The organism is Aquitalea denitrificans (assembly GCF_009856625.1).
GTDB classification, from domain to species: Bacteria; Pseudomonadota; Gammaproteobacteria; order Burkholderiales; family Chromobacteriaceae; genus Aquitalea; species Aquitalea denitrificans.
The window spans coordinates 66,765-83,569 of record NZ_CP047241.1 but is presented as its reverse complement, the minus strand read 5'-3'; the positions used below and the strand labels follow the sequence as shown (position 1 = coordinate 83,569).

Genomic DNA, 16,805 nt, shown 5'->3' with positions numbered 1-16,805 from the left:
TCAAGGCTTTTGTGCAGGTGCAAAAACACGCTAAGCCACGGTAAAAACAGGGAAATCCGCAGGGTGGTCTTGGCGTCTGGGCTCTGCTACTATCTCCCGTTGGCATCAACCCGAATCCCCCTCTCTCATGGCAAGCCGCAAGGAAATGGCCGACTTTTTGCTGTCGGTGGAACGTCGCGCCTTCAAGCAAGCCCTGTACGCCGTGCGCAATGAAGAAAACGCGCTGGATATCGTGCAGGACTCCATGATGAAACTGGCAGACCGCTACGCCCATGCACCGGCGGCGGAATTGCCGCTGATTTTTCAGCGCATCCTGCAAAACACCATTCGCGATCACTTCCGCCGCGCCAAGGTAAGAAATTTCTTTGGCACCCTGCTGTCCTCGCTGCTGCCCACTCGTGAGGAAGACGAAACGGCAGATCCGCTGGAAGTCCTCAACATCACTGCCGATGAAGCCAGCAGCAATCCCGAAAAATGGTATGCCCGCAAGGAAGTTGCCCAACTGATTGATGGTGCCGTGCAACTACTGCCCAACCGTCAACGCGAAGCCTTCCTGCTGCGTTACTGGGAAGGACTGGACGTTGCCGAGACGGCAAGGGTGATGGGCTGCTCGGAAGGCAGCGTCAAGACACATTGCTCGCGTGCCACCCATACCCTGGCCGCCATCCTGCAGCAAAAAGGAGTGGTGCTATGAAACCCTCGAACAAAGCGCTTGCTACCGAAGACAAACTGAGCCGCACCGTGACCACCATACTCGACAAGGCAGGTCAGGAACCCGACCCCGCCGTGCTGCAACGCCTGCAGCAGGCGCGCGAACAGGCGCTGGGCCGCTTTGACGAGCGCATCCGCCAGCCTGCTGGTCATGGTGAACGACTGGCGTTGTGGCTGCTGCGGCACACCCAGGCACTGCGCCGCAGCATGCTGGCCCTCAGTTTTGCCATGGTTGCCGGTACCGGCGTATGGCTGGCAGAAGGCTTGCTCGTGGAGGAAGAAGCGGTGGATGCCGCCATCCTGTCGCACGAGCTGCCGCTGGAGGTGCTGATGGACCCGCATTTCTCCGGGAGCATGCATGACTAGTCTGCGCCGCCTTCTGCCCGTACTGCTGCTGGGCAGCCTGCTGGCCCTGCCGGCAGTTGCCAGCCCGCTCACCAACCCGCGCTGGGATCAGCTGGATAGCGAACAGCAGACCGTGATGGCCCCGCTGGCCGGGGAATGGGATCGCTACGCGCCGGAAAAGAAGAAAAACCTGCTGGCCATCGTACCGGAATACCGCAGCCTGGATGCCGCCGGCAGATTGCGCCTGCAAAGCAAGCTGAAGATCTGGTCCGACCTGACGCTGGAACAACGCCAGCAAATCCGCAACAATTGGAAAACGCTGCAAAGCCTACCCCCGGCCGACCGGGAAAAAGCCATCCAGCGCCTGAAACAAGGCCAGCTCAAGCCACAGGCTTCCGGCTGACCGTCAACTAGCCCGCCATTTCATGTCTTCATCCTTTACCGACGCCAGTATTGGCCGCCGACTGTGCAGCCAGTTTTACGAACTGCTGCTGATTGCAGCCCTGTTGCTTACCGTTTCCGCCCTGATGACCGGCCTGCAAGCTTGGCTGGGCCGTTCGCTGTTACTGGATGTACTTACCCAGCTGGCACTGGCCGGCAGCCTGTTCGGTTATTTTGGTAGCAGTTGGGTCAAGTCCGGCCAGACCGTGGCCATGAAAGCATGGCGGCTGAAACTGGTCAGACAAGACAATATGGAACTGATTGACTGGCGGCAGGCCGGCTTTCGTTATGTGGTGGGGCTGCTGCTGTTCGTCGGCATGCCGGCCATTTCTTATCTGGCCTGGTCGCGCAATCTGGGGCATGGCCGCGAAGCGTTGCTGATCTCTCTCGCCTGGTGCGCCCTGCCCTACCTGGCCGCCTTTTACGACAAGGACCGGCTGTTTCTGCACGACAGGCTGGCCCGTACCCGCCAGATTGCCCTGCCCAAGGCACCTCATCCAGGCAAGGGAAAAAGTCGCAGCTGAATCCGATTCAGCCCGGCTACTGTCGCAAGTTTACCCACAGGCAGTCGACAACAGGCAGACGGTATCTTGATCTGAAAAATCGGTGCCCGGACCAGCTATTGCTGGCTTGCAGACCCGTTTACACGCTACATGCCCTCAGATTTATCTCTTCATGAAAAGATACTTCACCGACAACTCATGATACGCTTTGCGCCCGGAACGGAAAGCCACGCCCCTCCCTTACCTGGAATATCGCAGAATGCATCAACAGCCTGATCAGATCGACCGCATCGTCGCCCTCTGGAATGAAGTACGCCCCGACCTCGATCCCTCGTCGACCCACGTTATCGGCCGCATCGTGCGGATGGAATATTTCATTACCCGCCGCGTGTTGCAGGATCTGGCCCGCTACAACCTCAATGTCGGCGAGTTTGACGTGCTGGCGGCACTGCGCCGCCGTGGTGAGCCCTACCAGCTATCGCCCAACCAGTTGCAAGGTATGGTGCTGATTTCTTCTGGTGCGCTGACCAACCGCATCAACCGTCTGGAAGAAGCCGGCTTGGTGAACCGTTCGCCCGACCCGGAAGACCGCCGCGGTGTGATCGTCACCCTCAGCGCCAAGGGCTTTGCCGTCATTGAAGAGGCCGTGGTCAATCACCTGGCCGCAGAGGCTGAACTGATGGAGAACCTGGACGAAGCCGAGAAGATCCAGCTGGCCGGTTTGCTGAAAAAGCTACTGCAAACCCAGGAAGACTGAACACCACGCCCACTCAATAAAAAAGCCGCCGGATGGCGGCTTTCTAATTTTGGACAACCCCCTCTCGCTTTCTGAAAAGAAAGCGAGGCTCCCTTACAGGCTAAGGGCGGGGGGATAGGGAATAGATGGGAAGGCTGCGGAATCAGTCACTTCATCGAAAGGCCCGGCTTTGCCGGGGCCAGAGCAATCGCACCAAATCACTTGCTCAGCAGCCTGAAAGCCGCCTTATGGCGGCTTTTTTATTGCCGTTTACAGGCCGATGATCAATAACAGGTTTGCCCCGCAGATCAGCACAAACAACAGCCAGCCCAACAGCTGCATCCCCGGCGACAAGACAAACTCCCCCATCAGTTGCCGACTGGCCGTCATGCGCAGCAGCGGCCACATCGCCAGTGGCAGTTGCAGGCTGAGCACCACCTGGCTCCACACCAGCATACGCCCGACTGCCCCTTCGCCCAGTAGCAGTACACCTAGCAAGGCTGGCAGCAAAGCCAGACCACGCGTGATCAACCGCCGCTGATAGCAGGGAATGCGGATTTGCAAGAATCCATCCATGATCACCTGTCCGGCCACCGTGCCGGTGAGGGTGGAACTCTGGCCCGATGCCAGCAAGGCAAGGCCAAACAGCAAAGCCGCCGCCCCGCCGGCCAGCGGCGTGATCAACCGATAGGCCTGCTCGATATCATCCACCACCGGCTGCCCCACCGCATGAAACGCCGAGCCGGCCAGCACCAGAATGGCCCCGTTCACCAGCATGGCCAGCAGCAGCGAAACCACGGTATCGACGCGGCATAGCGTCAGGGTATCGCGCAGGCTGTGTTTGCCGCTTTCCACCTTGCGGGTTTGCACCACCGAGGAGTGCAGATACAGGTTGTGCGGCATGATGGTGGCCCCCACGATCCCCAACCCCAGCACCACGGCCTGGTGCAGATCGTCCCCCGGACTGGACGGCAGCAGGCCGCGGGCAACTGCCTGCCAGTCCGGCCCCACCATGAACACCTGGATGGCAAAGCACAGAGCGATGGTAGCGATCAGGCCCAGCACCACGGCCTCGATCTGCCGGAAACCCTTGCCCTTCATGCCCAGCACGATCACGGTATCAAAGGCAGTCAGCACGACGCCCCAAGCCAGCGGAATGCCAAACAGCAACTTGAAGGCCAAGGCACAGCCAAGCACCTCGGCGACATCGCAGGCAATGATGGACAGCTCGGCGCTCAGCCACTGCAAGTAGCGGCCAAGCGGGCCATAACGAGCCCGGCTGGCCTGTGCCAGATCCAGTCCTGCTACCAGCCCCAGCCGTGCGGCCATCAACTGCAGGGCAATGGCTACCAGGCTTGAGAGGACAACAATCCACAGCAGGCCATAGCCAAAGCGTGAACCGGCCTCGATATCGGTCGCCCAGTTGCCGGGGTCCATATAGCCGACGGCCACCAGCAGACCGGGGCCGGCAAAGCGACGCAGCCGCTGCCACCAGGGCGCGCGGGCGTCGATACGGATACTGCCCTGGACTTCAGCGGGACAAAACGGGGCGGTTGCCTTGCGGGGGAGGGAAAACATGCAACATCCTCAAGCGGAAAGGCAAAAAAATGCACGCAGATAGCGTGCAATATCTACTGGCCTAAAGGCAGGCTATTGCCTGCCACTCTGACTGGTACTGGCGCGGTCCACGCCCATTGTTTTTTCCATGCACCAATCACCAGATTAGGATATTCGGGACGGCCCAGGCTGCCGTTGTAGCGGCCCAGCGCACGGTAGAGATTGCCCCGCTCCATGTCCAGATAATGGCGCAGGATGGTACAGCCGTAGCGCAGGTTGAGGGTGAGTTCGAACAGATTATGCTGCGGATTGCCAATCTGCCTTACCCAGAAAGGCATCACCTGCATCAGTCCGCGTGCGCCAACCGGTGAAATGGCGTATTTGTTGAAGCCGCTTTCCACCTGAATCAGCCCCAGCACCATTTGCGGGTCCAGCCCGGCACGGGTGGACTCATACTGGATGGCGGTAAGCAGGCGTTCACGCATCCAGCTGTCGGGAATGCGTTTTTGCAAACGGCGCGACATCTCGGCTAGCCAGGCCTGCCCCTCCTGCGGGGTGTCAAACACCAGCCGCGGGGCGTTGACATCGGCAATGGTACGGCTCATTGCCGATGCCACATTGGCAGCCAGCGCCTCCTCGCGCTGCGCACCAGCCCATGCTGGCGACCAGGCCAGCATGGTGGTAAGGGCAAGCAGCGACAGGAGGATTTTCATCAGGACAGTTTGGCGAGCAGATGTTCCAGAATAGCATCTGCGGCAACGGCTGTTGCCGCAGCATCACGACGCTGCTGGTACTCGACCTTGCCTTCCTTCAGGCCGCGGTCGCCAATGGTGACGCGGTGCGGGGCACCAATCAGCTCCCAGTCGGCAAACATGGCACCCGGGCGCTCGCCACGGTCGTCGAGGATGACATCCACGCCCTTGGCCAGTAGCTCGGCGTACAGGCTGCCTGCCGCAGCCTTCACTTCGGCAGAACGGTCATAGCCAACCGGGCAGATGGCTACGGCAAACGGTGCGATATTGTCCGGCCAGATCATGCCCTTGTCGTCATGATTCTGCTCGATGGCGGCACCCAGAATACGGGTGACACCAATGCCGTAGCAACCCATTTCGAAAGGTTTCGGCTTACCGTCTTCATCCAGGAAGGTGGCGTTCATGGCCAGCGAGTACTTGGTGCCCAGATAGAACACATGGCCCACTTCGATGCCGCGCTGGATGGCCAGCACGCCCTTGCCGTCCGGGCTGGGGTCGCCAGCCACTACGTTGCGGATGTCGGCCACTTCCGGCTCGGCACAGTCGCGGCCAAAGTTAGCGCCGGTGTAGTGCTGGTCATCTTCGTTGGCACCGATGACAAAGTCGGCCATCTTGGCCACGGTACGGTCGGCAATGATGCGGCCCTTGAAGCCGACCGGACCCAGCGAACCCGGATTGGCGCCAAAAGCCTCACGGATGATGGCCGGCGAAGCCATGGTCAGCGGCTTCTTGATGCCGGCCACTTTTTCGGCCTTCACTTCGTTCAGTTCGTGATCGCCACGCACCAGCATCAACACGGCCTCGCCTTCGCTACCTTCCACCACCAGCGCCTTGACCGTGCTCTTGATGTCGATGTCGAGGAAGCCGACCAGATCGGCAATGGTCTTGACTTTGGGGGTATGCACCTTGGTCAGCGCGGCGCTGGCTGCCGGGCGCTCGCCAACCGGGGCCACGGCTTCGGCCAGTTCGATATTGGCGGCGTAGTCGGAATCCGGGCAGTAGATGATGGCATCTTCACCGGTGTCGGCAATCACCTGGAATTCGTGCGAGCGGTCACCGCCGATGGCACCGGTATCGGCCGCCACGGCGCGGTAAGTCAGGCCCAGGCGATCAAAGATGCGGCAGTAGGCCTGGTACATATTGTCGTAGCTGACGCCGGCGGCTTCGGCGCTGCGATCGAAGGAGTAGGCATCCTTCATGGTGAATTCGCGGCCACGCATCACGCCAAAGCGCGGGCGGCGTTCGTCGCGGAACTTGGTCTGGATCTGGTAGAAGTTTTTCGGCAAGGCGCGATAGCTGCGCAGCTCGCTGCGGGCAATGTCGGTAATCACTTCTTCGGCGGTGGGCTGCAAGGCGAAGTCACGCTCGTGACGATCCTTGAAGCGCAGCATCTCCTCGCCCATCGTGTCCCAACGACCAGACTCCTGCCACAGTCCGGCCGGCTGTACCACCGGCAGCGAGACTTCGATGGCACCGGCACGGTTCATTTCTTCGCGCACGATGTTTTCCACCTTGCGCACCACGCGCAGGCCCATCGGCATCCAGGAATAGATACCGGCAGCAACCTTGCGGATGAATCCGGCACGAATCATCAGCTTCTGGCTGGTGATGTCGGCGTCGGCGGGGGCTTCTTTCAGGGTGGAAATGAAAAACTGCGATGCGCGCATGATGCGTCCTTGGTATTCGGCTAAATGGGGTTGATTGTAGCGGTTTGCACGGGTGACGGGAAAGCATCCTGTCGGCAGCCTTCAGCAGCCGGTCCTCGCATGGGTTGCCATGTGCGACTTTGTCGTTTTCCCCCGACAGGGCCGAAAAGAAAACACGCAGCGCTACAGCATTAGCTTGGCGCTGTACTGACACAGTAGTAACCTTCGCGCTCACAGGCCATTCCATTTTCTTGCGCCGCAACAATCACGGAAGACGAATGGCATGCATGCTTAACTACATAAAGAATGCACACACAAATCATGCAGGCTCACAATAAACAAGCCATGACCGGTCTGACGCTGGCTGCGCTGGGCGTGGTGTATGGGGATATCGGCACCAGCCCGCTGTACACCTTGCGCGAATGCTTTACCGGACACGGCATGGCCACCACGCCTGACAATATCTTCGGGATTCTGTCGCTGATCTTCTGGTCGCTGATCTTCGTGGTATCCATCAAGTACGTGGTTTTCGTACTTCGAGCGGACAACCACGGCGAAGGCGGCATCATGGCGCTGATGGCGCTGGCGCGTCACTACGTCACCCATGCTGCGCGCTGGAAGGTAGTATTACTGGGCCTGTTCGGTGCTTCGCTGTTCTACGGCGATGCCATCATCACGCCGGCCATGTCGGTACTCTCTGCTGCCGAGGGCCTGGAAGTACTCAATCCGAACATGCAGCCCTATGTACTGCCGATTTCCATTACCGTACTGGTAGGGCTGTTTGCACTGCAGCGCTTCGGCACTGCCAGCGTGGGCATGCTGTTTGGCCCGGTCATGCTGGCCTGGTTCTCCATTCTGGGCCTGCTTGGCGTACTGCAGATCATCCAGGCCCCTGGCATCCTCGCAGCCATCAACCCCTGGTATGCCTATAACTTTGTCGCCCACCATGGCATTGCTGCCTATCTGACGCTGGGCTCGGTGGTGCTGGCGCTGACGGGGGCGGAAGCCTTGTATGCGGATATGGGCCACTTCGGCAAGGCACCGATCCGTCGGGCCTGGTATGGCCTGGTACTGCCTGCACTAGTGCTGAACTACTTTGGCCAGGGCGCGCTTTTGATGCTCAAGCCGGAAACCATCAAGAACCCCTTCTTCCTGCTGGCACCGCAATGGGCGCTGCTGCCGCTGATCGTCCTGGCCACGCTGGCCACGGTGATTGCATCGCAAGCGGTAATTTCCGGTGCTTACTCGCTGACCCGCCAGGCCATCCAGCTGGGCTATAGCCCACGCATGGAAATTTCCCATACTTCGGAAAACGAAATCGGCCAGATCTACCTGCCCTTCGTCAACTGGGCGCTGCTGGTGGCGGTGCTGGTGGTCGTGCTGATCTTCCAGAGCTCGGATAACCTGGCCTCGGCCTATGGTATTGCCGTTACCGGCACCATGCTGATCACCACGCTGCTGTTCTTCGTGGTGGCGCGGGTCAACTGGCGCTGGCCGCTGCCCCTGGCGCTGGGCATCACCATTTTCTTCGGTATCATCGATACCGCCTTCTTCAGCGCCAACCTGCTCAAACTGTTCTCTGGCGGCTGGCTGCCGCTGGTACTGGGCATGCTCATCTTCATGTTGATGACTACCTGGAAACAGGGTCGCAAGCTGCTGTTTGACCGCCTGCGTGAACAAGCCCTGCCGCTGGACGGTTTCATTGAAAATCTGGAGTCCTACCCGCCGACACGGGTACAGGGCACTGCGGTATTTCTTACCAGCACCCTGCATGGCGTGCCGCATGCACTGCTGCATAACCTGAAGCACAACAAGGTTCTGCACGATCGCATCGTACTAATGACCATCCGCACCGAAGATGTTCCCTACATCGATGATGACTCCAGACTGGAAGTGGTGCAGCTATCGCCATCGTTCTGGCGCGTGGTGGCCCGCTACGGCTTCAAGGAAGACCCCAGCGTGCTGAATGTGCTGACCTTGTGCGAAGCCGATGGCCTGGCTTTCGAACTGATGGACACCTCCTTCTTCCTGTCGCGCGAGACCATCATCTCCACCGAGCGTCCCGGCATGGCACGCTGGCGCGAACGCCTGTTCGTGTGGATGAGCAAGAACGCGCTGCGCGCGACCGACTTCTTCCAGATTCCCACCAACCGCGTGGTCGAACTGGGCGCACAAGTAGAGCTGTAGTCAAGCAACTACATCAAAAGGCAGGCATTTTTGCCTGCCTTTTTTATTTCCCTGCGACAAATCAGCAAATGTAATCGATTACAAACCACCAGCACAAAGCAATATTTCCATTCATTTTCAGCTACTTACACAAAATATTCATTCCATATTTGGTGTCGTGAATTTTTTCTGCGATAAAAAAAGCCGACTCAAACAAGCCGGCCAGTCGATGCAAAATGGATGAAATTTTACTATGTAGTGCGACAACTACATCGGCAGGTCAATTTCCCGCCTCACCCGCGCCCAGTCAAAGTAAGGCCCCGGATCCGTCTTGCGTCCTGGGGCAATATCTTCATGTCCCGTCATGGCTTGCAATGGCAGGTGCTGGCGTAGTTCCTGCACCAGTGCCAGCAGCATCTGGTACTGGGCATCGGCAAAGGGCTCGAAGTCACAGCCTTCCATCTCGACACCAATGGAAAAATCATTACAGCGCTCCCTGCCCTGCCAGCTGGAAACTCCGGCGTGCCAAGCCCGGGCCTGCACCGGGACAAACTGCACCAACTGGCCGCTGCGCCGAATAAAAAAATGTGACGAAACCCGCAGCTGCCTGATGGTGGCAAAGAATGGGTCTTCATCTGGATTCAGGCTATTGGTAAACAGCTGCTCCACTGCCTGGCTGCCATAACGATATGGTGGCAGGCTGATATTGTGGATGACCAGCAACTCGGGGCCACCATGTTCCCGCTCATCGCAATTGGGTGATGGCACTTGCCTGGCCTCCCTTACCCAGCCACTGGGTTCGAGATGCACCACCGGTCGCAAGCGGCCAGCCTGGTATAGCAGGCGCCACAGTACCAGGCCATCCGGTACGCTCCAGCGCTGTTCAAGTACAAAGCCAGCCTTGTGATAGAGCGCAATCGCCGCCGCGTTGACCTCGGCGGTATCCACGCTGACTTCATCAGCATCGGCCAGCAGGTGATTCAGCAGGCGATACCCCCAGCCGGCAGCAAAATGCGCCGGATCCACCACCGTACGCTCGATATGCCAACCACCCTGCTGGCGTTTGCTTGCCACCAGCACCCCACGCAAGGCCTCTCCCTCGAATGCGCCGATCACGCGATCACGGCAAGCCATTACCTGGCTTACCTCATGCCACATCACCGGCAGTGCCGGATAATTCAGCCATTTCACTTCCACCTGATGTGCCAGCAGCTGAATACGAAGCACGGCCTCAGCCAATGCAGGATCGCTTAGTACTACATCCTTGACGACAAAGGGAATATCCATTTCCACCTTTCGGGTTACGGATTGCCACACTCCGTCATTCTACTTCCCGGCATACAGTGGCAAAGCGCACAATAGGCTATTGTGCCAGCCTCGCCGCCAGCAGCCCATTCAATGCGGTGCATTTGAGCAGAATCATGGTTTTTTGCAATGCAGCACGGCACACTCGACACATTCACCCAGTTTGAGGCCACCCACCATGCTTACCCTGAATGATATCGGCAACACAGGCAGCGCCAGTTTCGAACAGCCACTGGACATGCTGCTGGCCTGTCACGACAAGATACGCCGCTTCTGTGACCAGCTGGATAAACTGCCCGGCTATATTGCCGAGCATGGCGTCAATGATGCGGTGAAGAACACCATCGACGGTGTCATCCGCTATTTCGACGTAGCCGGCCCAGCCCACCATATTGATGAGGAAGAAGAGCTGTTTCCCATTTTGCTGGAGCGCGTGCCAACCGCGGCCCCGCGCATCGAACAGCTGGAAGCCGAGCATGGCTATCTGCACTCGTGCTGGAATGCCATTCGCGACGATCTGCGTGCCCTGCGCAATGGTGAAATCGACAATATCAGCGAAAATGCAGTGGCCGAATTTGTGCGTCAGTACCGCGAACATGCCGCATCGGAAGAAGCCTGGCTGATTCCCACCGCAGCGGCCACCCTGAACACGGATGAATTGCGCAGTGCAGGCCTGCGTATGGCCCAGCGTCGCCAGCAGGCCTGCTGACACGGTCAGGCCACCATGTAAAAAGGATGCCGACGGCATCCTTTTTACTTCGTCCCAACGCCCCTGATCAGGCAGTCAGTTTCAGCAAGGCAGCAAAGGCATCCTCGAACAGCTTGAGGCCATCCTGCTGCAGCTTGTCACCCACCGCCACCAGGTCGATATCAGCCTCGGCCACCTCCAGCAGGGTGATCTGCGCCTGCTGTGCGTCCTGTGGCAGGGTCAGCGCGGCTACACCATGATCACGGAAGGCTGCCAGCGTGGCATCCGGGACGGTATTGACCGTCTCATCACCAATCAGGCTTGCCACGTAAAGAACGTCTGAGTAAGCCGCATTCTTGGTACCAGTAGAAGCCCACAGCAGGAATTGCGGCCAGGCACCTGCCACCTTGAGCGCAGCAAACTCGCTGCCATGAAAGCGCTGCTGGTAGCGTGCATAAGCCACTTTGGACAGCGCAATGGCAGCCTTGCCTTGCAGGCTGGCCGGCAATTGCGGGTCCAGCAGGCTATCCACCCGTGACAGGAAGAAGCTGGCCACGGCCTTGATGCCGGCTACCGGCTTTCCAGCCGCCAGGCGTGCGCTCAGGCCATCGATATAGGCATCCCACACTGCTTCCACCTGCGGCAGGCTGAACAGCAAGGTGATGTTGACGTTGATGCCCTCGGCGGTCAGCGTCTGGAAAGCGCGGATGCCCTCTGCCGTAGCCGGGATCTTGATCATCGCATTCGGACGGTTGATCTCGGCCCACAAACGACGTGCCGCAGCCAGGGTACCGGCTTCGTCATGCGACAAGGCCGGGGAGACTTCCAGACTGACATAGCCGTCATTACCGGCGCTGCTGCGGTATTGATCCTGTAGCAGATCACAGGCGGCCTGGATGTCCGGCACCACCAGTGCTTCGTAACGCTGCTCGGCGTTCAGGCTGGCATCCGCCTGCAAGCGTGCCAAGTCGGCCTGGTAGCTGGCATCAGTGCTGATGGCCTTGTAGAAGATGGCCGGATTGGAAGTAACACCGGCGATACCGTCTTCCTGCAGCAGGCGGGCCAGTTCACCCGAAGCCAGCAGTTCACGGGACAGGTTATCCAGCCAGATACGCTGGCCGAACGGACGAATGGATTGCAGACGGTTCATGGTGTGGTCCGGAGTCGGGAAGTTTGCACAGAAGAAGAACATCCTAGCGCGACTACGTTAGAAGGCCAAGTCCATAATGCAGCGAATGGCCGTTAACGTGCAGGGAAATCACTAACTAAAACGTCATCAACAAACGGCTGAATGAAATTAATGAATTCCAGATGGGCAGGGTGGGTCAGGTAGGCATCACGGGCTGCCGTGTCGGCAAACTGCAGCAGCCAACCATGGGTAAATCCATGCTGCAAGCCTTCCGGACTGCAATCCGCACCACCGCTCAGCGACAAAATGTCTGGCACAAGCTGCGCCAGGCGGGAAAAGCGTTGGCTGATGCAGCACAGATCAGCCACCTTACAGGACGGTACAAAACGGAAGAGCACAATGTGCTGCAACATGGACACTCCAATCAGGCAACAAGTCCCCGATTATGCTGCCTGTCTTGCCAGCTGCCCATGCGTGCAAGTACGCAGTCAAGCATGCTCAAGCATGGCCTCCGGACTGCATTTCCGGCTCTGCCGAACGCTCGCGCTGGAAAATCACGCTGAAAGTACTGCCCTTGTCCGGCTCGCTGCGGATTTCCAGCTTGGCATTATGGCGGGCAATCACATGCTTGACGATGGCCAAGCCCAGCCCGGTACCACCATTGCCACGCGAACGCCCACGGTCAACCCGATAGAAACGTTCGGTCAGTCGCGGAATATGCTCGCGCGGAATGCCAATGCCACTGTCCTTGACCGAAAAACACAGTCTTTCACCATCGGCCTTCCACGTCAGGACGATGTCGCCTCCTTCCGGGGTGTAGCGCACAGCATTGGATACCAGATTGCCAAATGCCGAATGCAGCTCCTGTGCACTGCCCCACAGCCACTGGCTGCAGCCCTTTTCCAGCCGGACATGATGCCGGCCTTGCGACAGGCCTTCAGCTTCTACCATCAGGGTATCCAGCATTTCCTGCATATTCACCTTCTCGGCAGCAACGGCCTTGGGGCTGTTTTCCAGCCGGGACAGAGTAAGCAGGTCTTCCACCAGGCTCTGCATACGGCGTGATTGCTCCATCATCATGGGCAGGAAATGGCTGAGCGTGGCCTGATCGACTTCTTCCATGTCGGACAGGGTTTCCAGAAACCCGCCTACCACGGTCAAAGGAGTACGCAGTTCATGCGAAACATTGGCAACAAAATCCCGGTGCACCGTCTGCACCCGTTCCAGCGAGGTAATATCCCGGCTGAGCAGCAGCTTGCGCGTTGAATCAAACGGAACCAGCTGTACCGAAATCACCAGTTCACGTGGCTGAGTAAACTGCAGCACCAGCGGCTGGCTGAAGCTGGCACTTTTCATATAGCTATGAAAACTGGGCTGACGGATGAGGTTGAGAATCTGGTTGCCCACATCCTGCTTGCGGTCCAGGTTCAGATGCTCCATCGCCATCGGGTTGATCCACTCGATACGGTCATGCTCATCCAGCACCACCACCCCGTCAGGCATGGCTTCACCGGCATTGATGAAGCGCTCCAGTACATTGGTCAGCTTGCGCTTACTTTGCATCTGGGTGCGCATGGTACGGTACAGCGTCATGAACACGGTATGCCAGGCACCGAAGCCATCCGGCACCCGCTCGGCCGTCGGGTGATCCAGCCAGCGCAGCAGCAGGGCGATGTGATACAGATGAAAACCCAGCCAGGCCAGCAGGGCGACGCAGGCAGCAATCAGGCCTTCAATCGGTCCGGAAAATGCCCAGAAGGCAAGACCAATGAAGAGGATGACAATCAGCCATGCCAGAGTACGCTGCAGGAATTCTCGCAAGACAACCTCACTGCTGAGTGGAAAAACGATAGCCGGTACCACGTACGGTCTGAATCAGCGCGTCGTGACCCGTGATCTCGAGCGAACTGCGCAGGCGGCGGATATGCACATCAACCGTGCGTTCCTCCACAAATACATGGTCACCCCACACCTGATCGAGCAGTTGCGAGCGTGAATGCACCCGTTCCGGATGGGTCATGAAGAAATGCAGCAGGCGGAATTCGGTAGGGCCCAGGTCGATAGTATCGCCATTGCCGCTAACGCGGTGAGTGATAGGATCCAGTCGCAGTCCCTGCACTTCAACAGCATCGTCGGTCATTTGCGGTGCACGGCGGCGCAGCACCGCCTTGATGCGGGCCAGCAGTTCACGCGGGGAAAACGGTTTGGTGATGTAATCGTCCGCGCCGGATTCCAGCCCGGTAATCTTGTCCTGCTCATCTGAGCGCGCAGTCAGCATGATGATGGGAATATGCTTGGTGCGCTCATCCGAACGCAGGCGCTTGGCAATATCCACACCGGAAGCACCCGGCAACATCCAGTCCAGCAGCACCAGGTCCGGCAGGGCATTGCGCACCAGAGTGAGTGCAGCCTCCGCCGTGCTGGCACGCAACACGTGGTGCCCTGCCTGGGTAAGGTTAAAGGCGATCAGTTCCTGAATTGCAGGTTCGTCTTCGACAAGCAAAATATTGGCAGCCATGTATCGGTCCAGTCCCGGTTTGATGATGGCAAGGATAAAAAGCAGCGATTACAGAAATATGACATTTCTTAAATAGTTGGCAAAACTTCTGTAATGCTTGTCATCCAGGGCGGCAAGGCCACCATCTTGCCACGTCATGACCAAGATACTGACAAAAAAAACGGGCCTGCCGCATGGCAGACCCGGAATGGCCTTCGTCAAAAAATTTGTTTGTCTGACTTGAGACCAGGGACAAAGAGATCACCAGGACAGTTTCAAACAGGCACAGGGACATGCGCCCATCAGCAACGAATCCAGACTGGAACCATTACGGCGGGACAGTGCCGCAACAGCTCCGATAAGGCAGGCATTGTACGGAGCAAGCGGCAATAATTTAATGTAAAAATATGGGATTTTTCGCATTAATGCCTTGTAAAATGGCTTTTTAATGCCATAAAACCTTTGATTCGAAACATGGATAAATTCGACAAAAAAATCCTCACCAGCCTGCATGAAAATGCCCGTATCAGCTATGCCGAGCTGGCTCGCCGGGTAAACCTGTCGGCCCCAGCCATTGCTGATCGTGTCGAGAAGCTGGAAAGAACAGGGGTGATTACCGGCTACCATGCGCAGATCGACCCAGCCAAAGCCGGGCTACCCATCCTGTGCATGATAGAACTGACCGTCAAACATCTGGATTACTACGTGGTTCTGGACCGCATCCGCAACATGCCGCAGGTGCTGGAGTGCGCGTCCATTACCGGAACCAGCGGTCTGATGATGAAAGTAGCGGTGGACACCATGCCCAGCCTGCAGACCCTGATTGCCCAGTTGATGCAGTTTGGCGATACCAAAACGTCCATCATCATCGACATGCCGGTAGCACCGCGCATGCCGCAATTGCTGCAGGATGACTGAACACCTGCGGGAACCTGCCTGCCACCTGACAGCTACATGCCGACTGCTAATCCATGCTGCCGGGAAGATGGGATGTGGGCCAATTTTCCAGGGCAAAAAAATGGCCGAAGAATCATCGATTCTTCGGCCAAGCTCTTGGGAGAGACCATATAGAAGCACATCTACGAACGAAGCACCCAGGCTGTCATCTTCTGACCAATCACAACCGGGTTTACTGCACTGCCTTCTCCCCAACAGATCTGACACTGCCAGGAAGAAGGCATTACTAAAGTTACTTGGCGGCCGCCCAGGCCAGCGAGGTATCCAGCATACGGTTGGCAAAGCCCCATTCGTTGTCATACCAGGACAGCACCTTGACTTCACGCCCGGCAATAACGCGGGTCAGCGTGGAATCAAATATGCTTGAAGCCGGGTGGTGCAGGAAATCACGCGATACCAGCGGCAGGGTGTTAACGGCCAGCACGCCGGCCAGCTTGCCCTTGGCGGCGGTAGTGATGAGTTCGTTCACTTCGGCCACGGTGGTGTCACGGCTGGCAGTAAAGGTGAGGTCCACCAGCGAAACATTGCTTACCGGCACGCGGACGGCAAAGCCATCCAGCTTGCCCTGCAGCTTGGGCAGGACCAGGCCCACGGCAGCGGCGGCACCGGTCTTGGTCGGAATCATCGACACGGCAGCAGAACGGGCGCGACGCAGGTCGGAGTGGTCGGTATCCAGCAGCACCTGATCGTTGGTGTAGGCATGGATGGTGGTCATCAGGCCACGTTCGATACCGACGGTATCAATCAGCGGCTCTACCAGCGGAGCCAGGCAGTTGGTGGTGCAAGAGGCGTTGGATACCACGGTCATGGCGCTGGTCAGCACGTCGTCGTTCACGCCGAATACCACGGTGGCATCGGCATCGTTGGCCGGGGCGGAAATCAGCACGCGTTTGGCGCCGGCTTCCAGGTGCAGCGCGGCTTTGTCGCGCTTGGTAAAGATGCCGGTACATTCCAGTACCACATCCACACCCAGTTCTTTCCACGGCAATTCGGCCGGGTTACGGATGGACAGCAGTTTGATCGGCTTGCCGTTCACCACCAGGGCATCGCCTTCCAGCGCAATGGTGCCGCCAAACGGGCCGTGCACGCTGTCAAAGCGGGTGAGGTGTTCGTGCAGTTCCGGCTTGCCCAGGTCATTGATGGCCACGATTTCGATGTCGCGGTCAGCAAAACGCTCCTGCCAGGCGCGGACCACCATGCGGCCGATGCGGCCGTAACCATTAATGGCAACTTTCAACGTCATGATGCATCCTCCTAATTTGATAATTGGTGCAGGGTCATCTGGTGCCCTGCGCCTTTCAATTTCTGCTCCTTTTGCGCTGTAAGCAAGCGACTACAAAAGTAGTGTGCGGGTTACCAACAATGCGGCGAA

General features: G+C 58.2%; 17 protein-coding genes and 1 pseudogene. 8 read left to right on the top strand and 10 right to left on the bottom strand.

Features of this window, described 5'->3' with window-relative positions; translation table 11 throughout:
• Positions 1-127 precede the first annotated feature (127 nt).
• The 5 genes from GSR16_RS00400 to GSR16_RS00380 all read left to right on the top strand — a co-directional run bounded on the left by GSR16_RS00400 (position 128) and on the right by GSR16_RS00380 (position 2,757).
• The gene (locus GSR16_RS00400; protein WP_159874629.1) at positions 128-694 is read left to right on the top strand and encodes an RNA polymerase sigma factor; all 567 of its coding nucleotides are present in this window, start codon (positions 128-130) and stop codon (positions 692-694) included.
• The gene (locus tag GSR16_RS00395; RefSeq protein ID WP_159874628.1) at positions 691-1,077 is read left to right on the top strand and encodes a DUF3619 family protein; all 387 of its coding nucleotides are present in this window, start codon (positions 691-693) and stop codon (positions 1,075-1,077) included. The genes GSR16_RS00400 and GSR16_RS00395 overlap by 4 nt, the downstream gene beginning before the upstream one ends.
• Positions 1,070-1,459 carry a DUF3106 domain-containing protein gene (locus GSR16_RS00390; RefSeq protein WP_159874627.1) on the top strand — a complete coding sequence of 130 codons (390 nt, stop codon included), beginning with the start codon at positions 1,070-1,072 and terminating at the stop codon, positions 1,457-1,459. The genes GSR16_RS00395 and GSR16_RS00390 overlap by 8 nt, the downstream gene beginning before the upstream one ends.
• A gap of 22 nt (positions 1,460-1,481) precedes the next feature.
• The gene (locus GSR16_RS00385) at positions 1,482-2,021 is read left to right on the top strand and encodes an RDD family protein (RefSeq protein WP_159874626.1); all 540 of its coding nucleotides are present in this window, start codon (positions 1,482-1,484) and stop codon (positions 2,019-2,021) included.
• 238 nt (positions 2,022-2,259) lie between these two features.
• A complete protein-coding gene (locus GSR16_RS00380; protein WP_159874625.1) occupies positions 2,260-2,757 on the top strand; it encodes a MarR family winged helix-turn-helix transcriptional regulator in 498 nt (165 codons plus the stop codon).
• 249 nt (positions 2,758-3,006) lie between these two features.
• On the opposite strand, the gene GSR16_RS00375 is transcribed toward GSR16_RS00380, so the two are convergent.
• From GSR16_RS00375 to GSR16_RS00365, 3 genes are read right to left on the bottom strand one after another with little or no spacing between them, the layout of a single operon-like run.
• The gene (locus GSR16_RS00375; RefSeq protein ID WP_159874624.1) at positions 3,007-4,314 is read right to left on the bottom strand and encodes an Nramp family divalent metal transporter; all 1,308 of its coding nucleotides are present in this window, start codon (positions 4,312-4,314) and stop codon (positions 3,007-3,009) included.
• 53 nt (positions 4,315-4,367) lie between these two features.
• Entirely contained in the window at positions 4,368-5,006 is a 639-nt protein-coding gene (locus GSR16_RS00370) for a lytic transglycosylase domain-containing protein (protein ID WP_159874623.1), read from the bottom strand.
• Positions 5,006-6,712, bottom strand: a complete 1,707-nt coding sequence (locus tag GSR16_RS00365; RefSeq protein WP_159874622.1) for a proline--tRNA ligase — start codon at positions 6,710-6,712, stop codon at positions 5,006-5,008. Before GSR16_RS00365 ends, GSR16_RS00370 begins: the two co-directional genes overlap by 1 nt.
• A gap of 300 nt (positions 6,713-7,012) precedes the next feature.
• Here GSR16_RS00365 and kup point away from each other — a divergent pair, with 300 nt between their 5' ends.
• Positions 7,013-8,878 carry a low affinity potassium transporter Kup gene (gene kup / locus GSR16_RS00360; protein WP_159874621.1) on the top strand — a complete coding sequence of 622 codons (1,866 nt, stop codon included), beginning with the start codon at positions 7,013-7,015 and terminating at the stop codon, positions 8,876-8,878.
• 246 nt (positions 8,879-9,124) lie between these two features.
• Here kup and ampD read toward each other — a convergent pair whose 3' ends face one another.
• The gene (ampD, locus tag GSR16_RS21075) at positions 9,125-9,679 is read right to left on the bottom strand and encodes a 1,6-anhydro-N-acetylmuramyl-L-alanine amidase AmpD (protein ID WP_420837518.1); all 555 of its coding nucleotides are present in this window, start codon (positions 9,677-9,679) and stop codon (positions 9,125-9,127) included.
• A gap of 66 nt (positions 9,680-9,745) precedes the next feature.
• Positions 9,746-9,991 (bottom strand): annotated as a pseudogene (locus GSR16_RS21070) (GNAT family N-acetyltransferase); the annotation flags it as partial.
• 349 nt (positions 9,992-10,340) lie between these two features.
• Here GSR16_RS21070 and GSR16_RS00350 point away from each other — a divergent pair.
• Positions 10,341-10,871, top strand: a complete 531-nt coding sequence (locus GSR16_RS00350) for a hemerythrin domain-containing protein (protein WP_159874619.1) — start codon at positions 10,341-10,343, stop codon at positions 10,869-10,871.
• 67 nt (positions 10,872-10,938) lie between these two features.
• Here the strand turns inward: GSR16_RS00350 and tal are convergent, their stop codons facing one another.
• The 4 genes from tal to phoB all read right to left on the bottom strand — a co-directional run bounded on the left by tal (position 10,939) and on the right by phoB (position 14,497).
• Positions 10,939-12,000, bottom strand: coding sequence for a transaldolase (tal, locus tag GSR16_RS00345; RefSeq protein WP_159874618.1), 1,062 nt, complete (start codon positions 11,998-12,000; stop codon positions 10,939-10,941).
• 92 nt (positions 12,001-12,092) lie between these two features.
• Positions 12,093-12,392 carry a Dabb family protein gene (locus tag GSR16_RS00340; RefSeq protein ID WP_159874617.1) on the bottom strand — a complete coding sequence of 100 codons (300 nt, stop codon included), beginning with the start codon at positions 12,390-12,392 and terminating at the stop codon, positions 12,093-12,095.
• Between the two features lie 85 nt (positions 12,393-12,477).
• The gene (phoR, locus tag GSR16_RS00335; protein WP_159874616.1) at positions 12,478-13,800 is read right to left on the bottom strand and encodes a phosphate regulon sensor histidine kinase PhoR; all 1,323 of its coding nucleotides are present in this window, start codon (positions 13,798-13,800) and stop codon (positions 12,478-12,480) included.
• A 7-nt stretch (positions 13,801-13,807) separates the two neighbouring features.
• Positions 13,808-14,497 (bottom strand): phosphate regulon transcriptional regulator PhoB, encoded by a 690-nt coding sequence (gene phoB, locus GSR16_RS00330; protein ID WP_159874615.1) that lies wholly within the window; start codon positions 14,495-14,497, stop codon positions 13,808-13,810.
• Positions 14,498-14,950: 453 nt separating this feature from the next.
• On the opposite strand from phoB, the gene GSR16_RS00325 reads away from it, so the two are divergent.
• The gene (locus GSR16_RS00325) at positions 14,951-15,394 is read left to right on the top strand and encodes an Lrp/AsnC family transcriptional regulator (RefSeq protein ID WP_159874614.1); all 444 of its coding nucleotides are present in this window, start codon (positions 14,951-14,953) and stop codon (positions 15,392-15,394) included.
• Between the two features lie 271 nt (positions 15,395-15,665).
• On the opposite strand, the gene gap is transcribed toward GSR16_RS00325, so the two are convergent.
• A complete protein-coding gene (gene gap, locus GSR16_RS00320; RefSeq protein WP_159874613.1) occupies positions 15,666-16,676 on the bottom strand; it encodes a type I glyceraldehyde-3-phosphate dehydrogenase in 1,011 nt (336 codons plus the stop codon).
• Positions 16,677-16,805 lie beyond the last annotated feature (129 nt).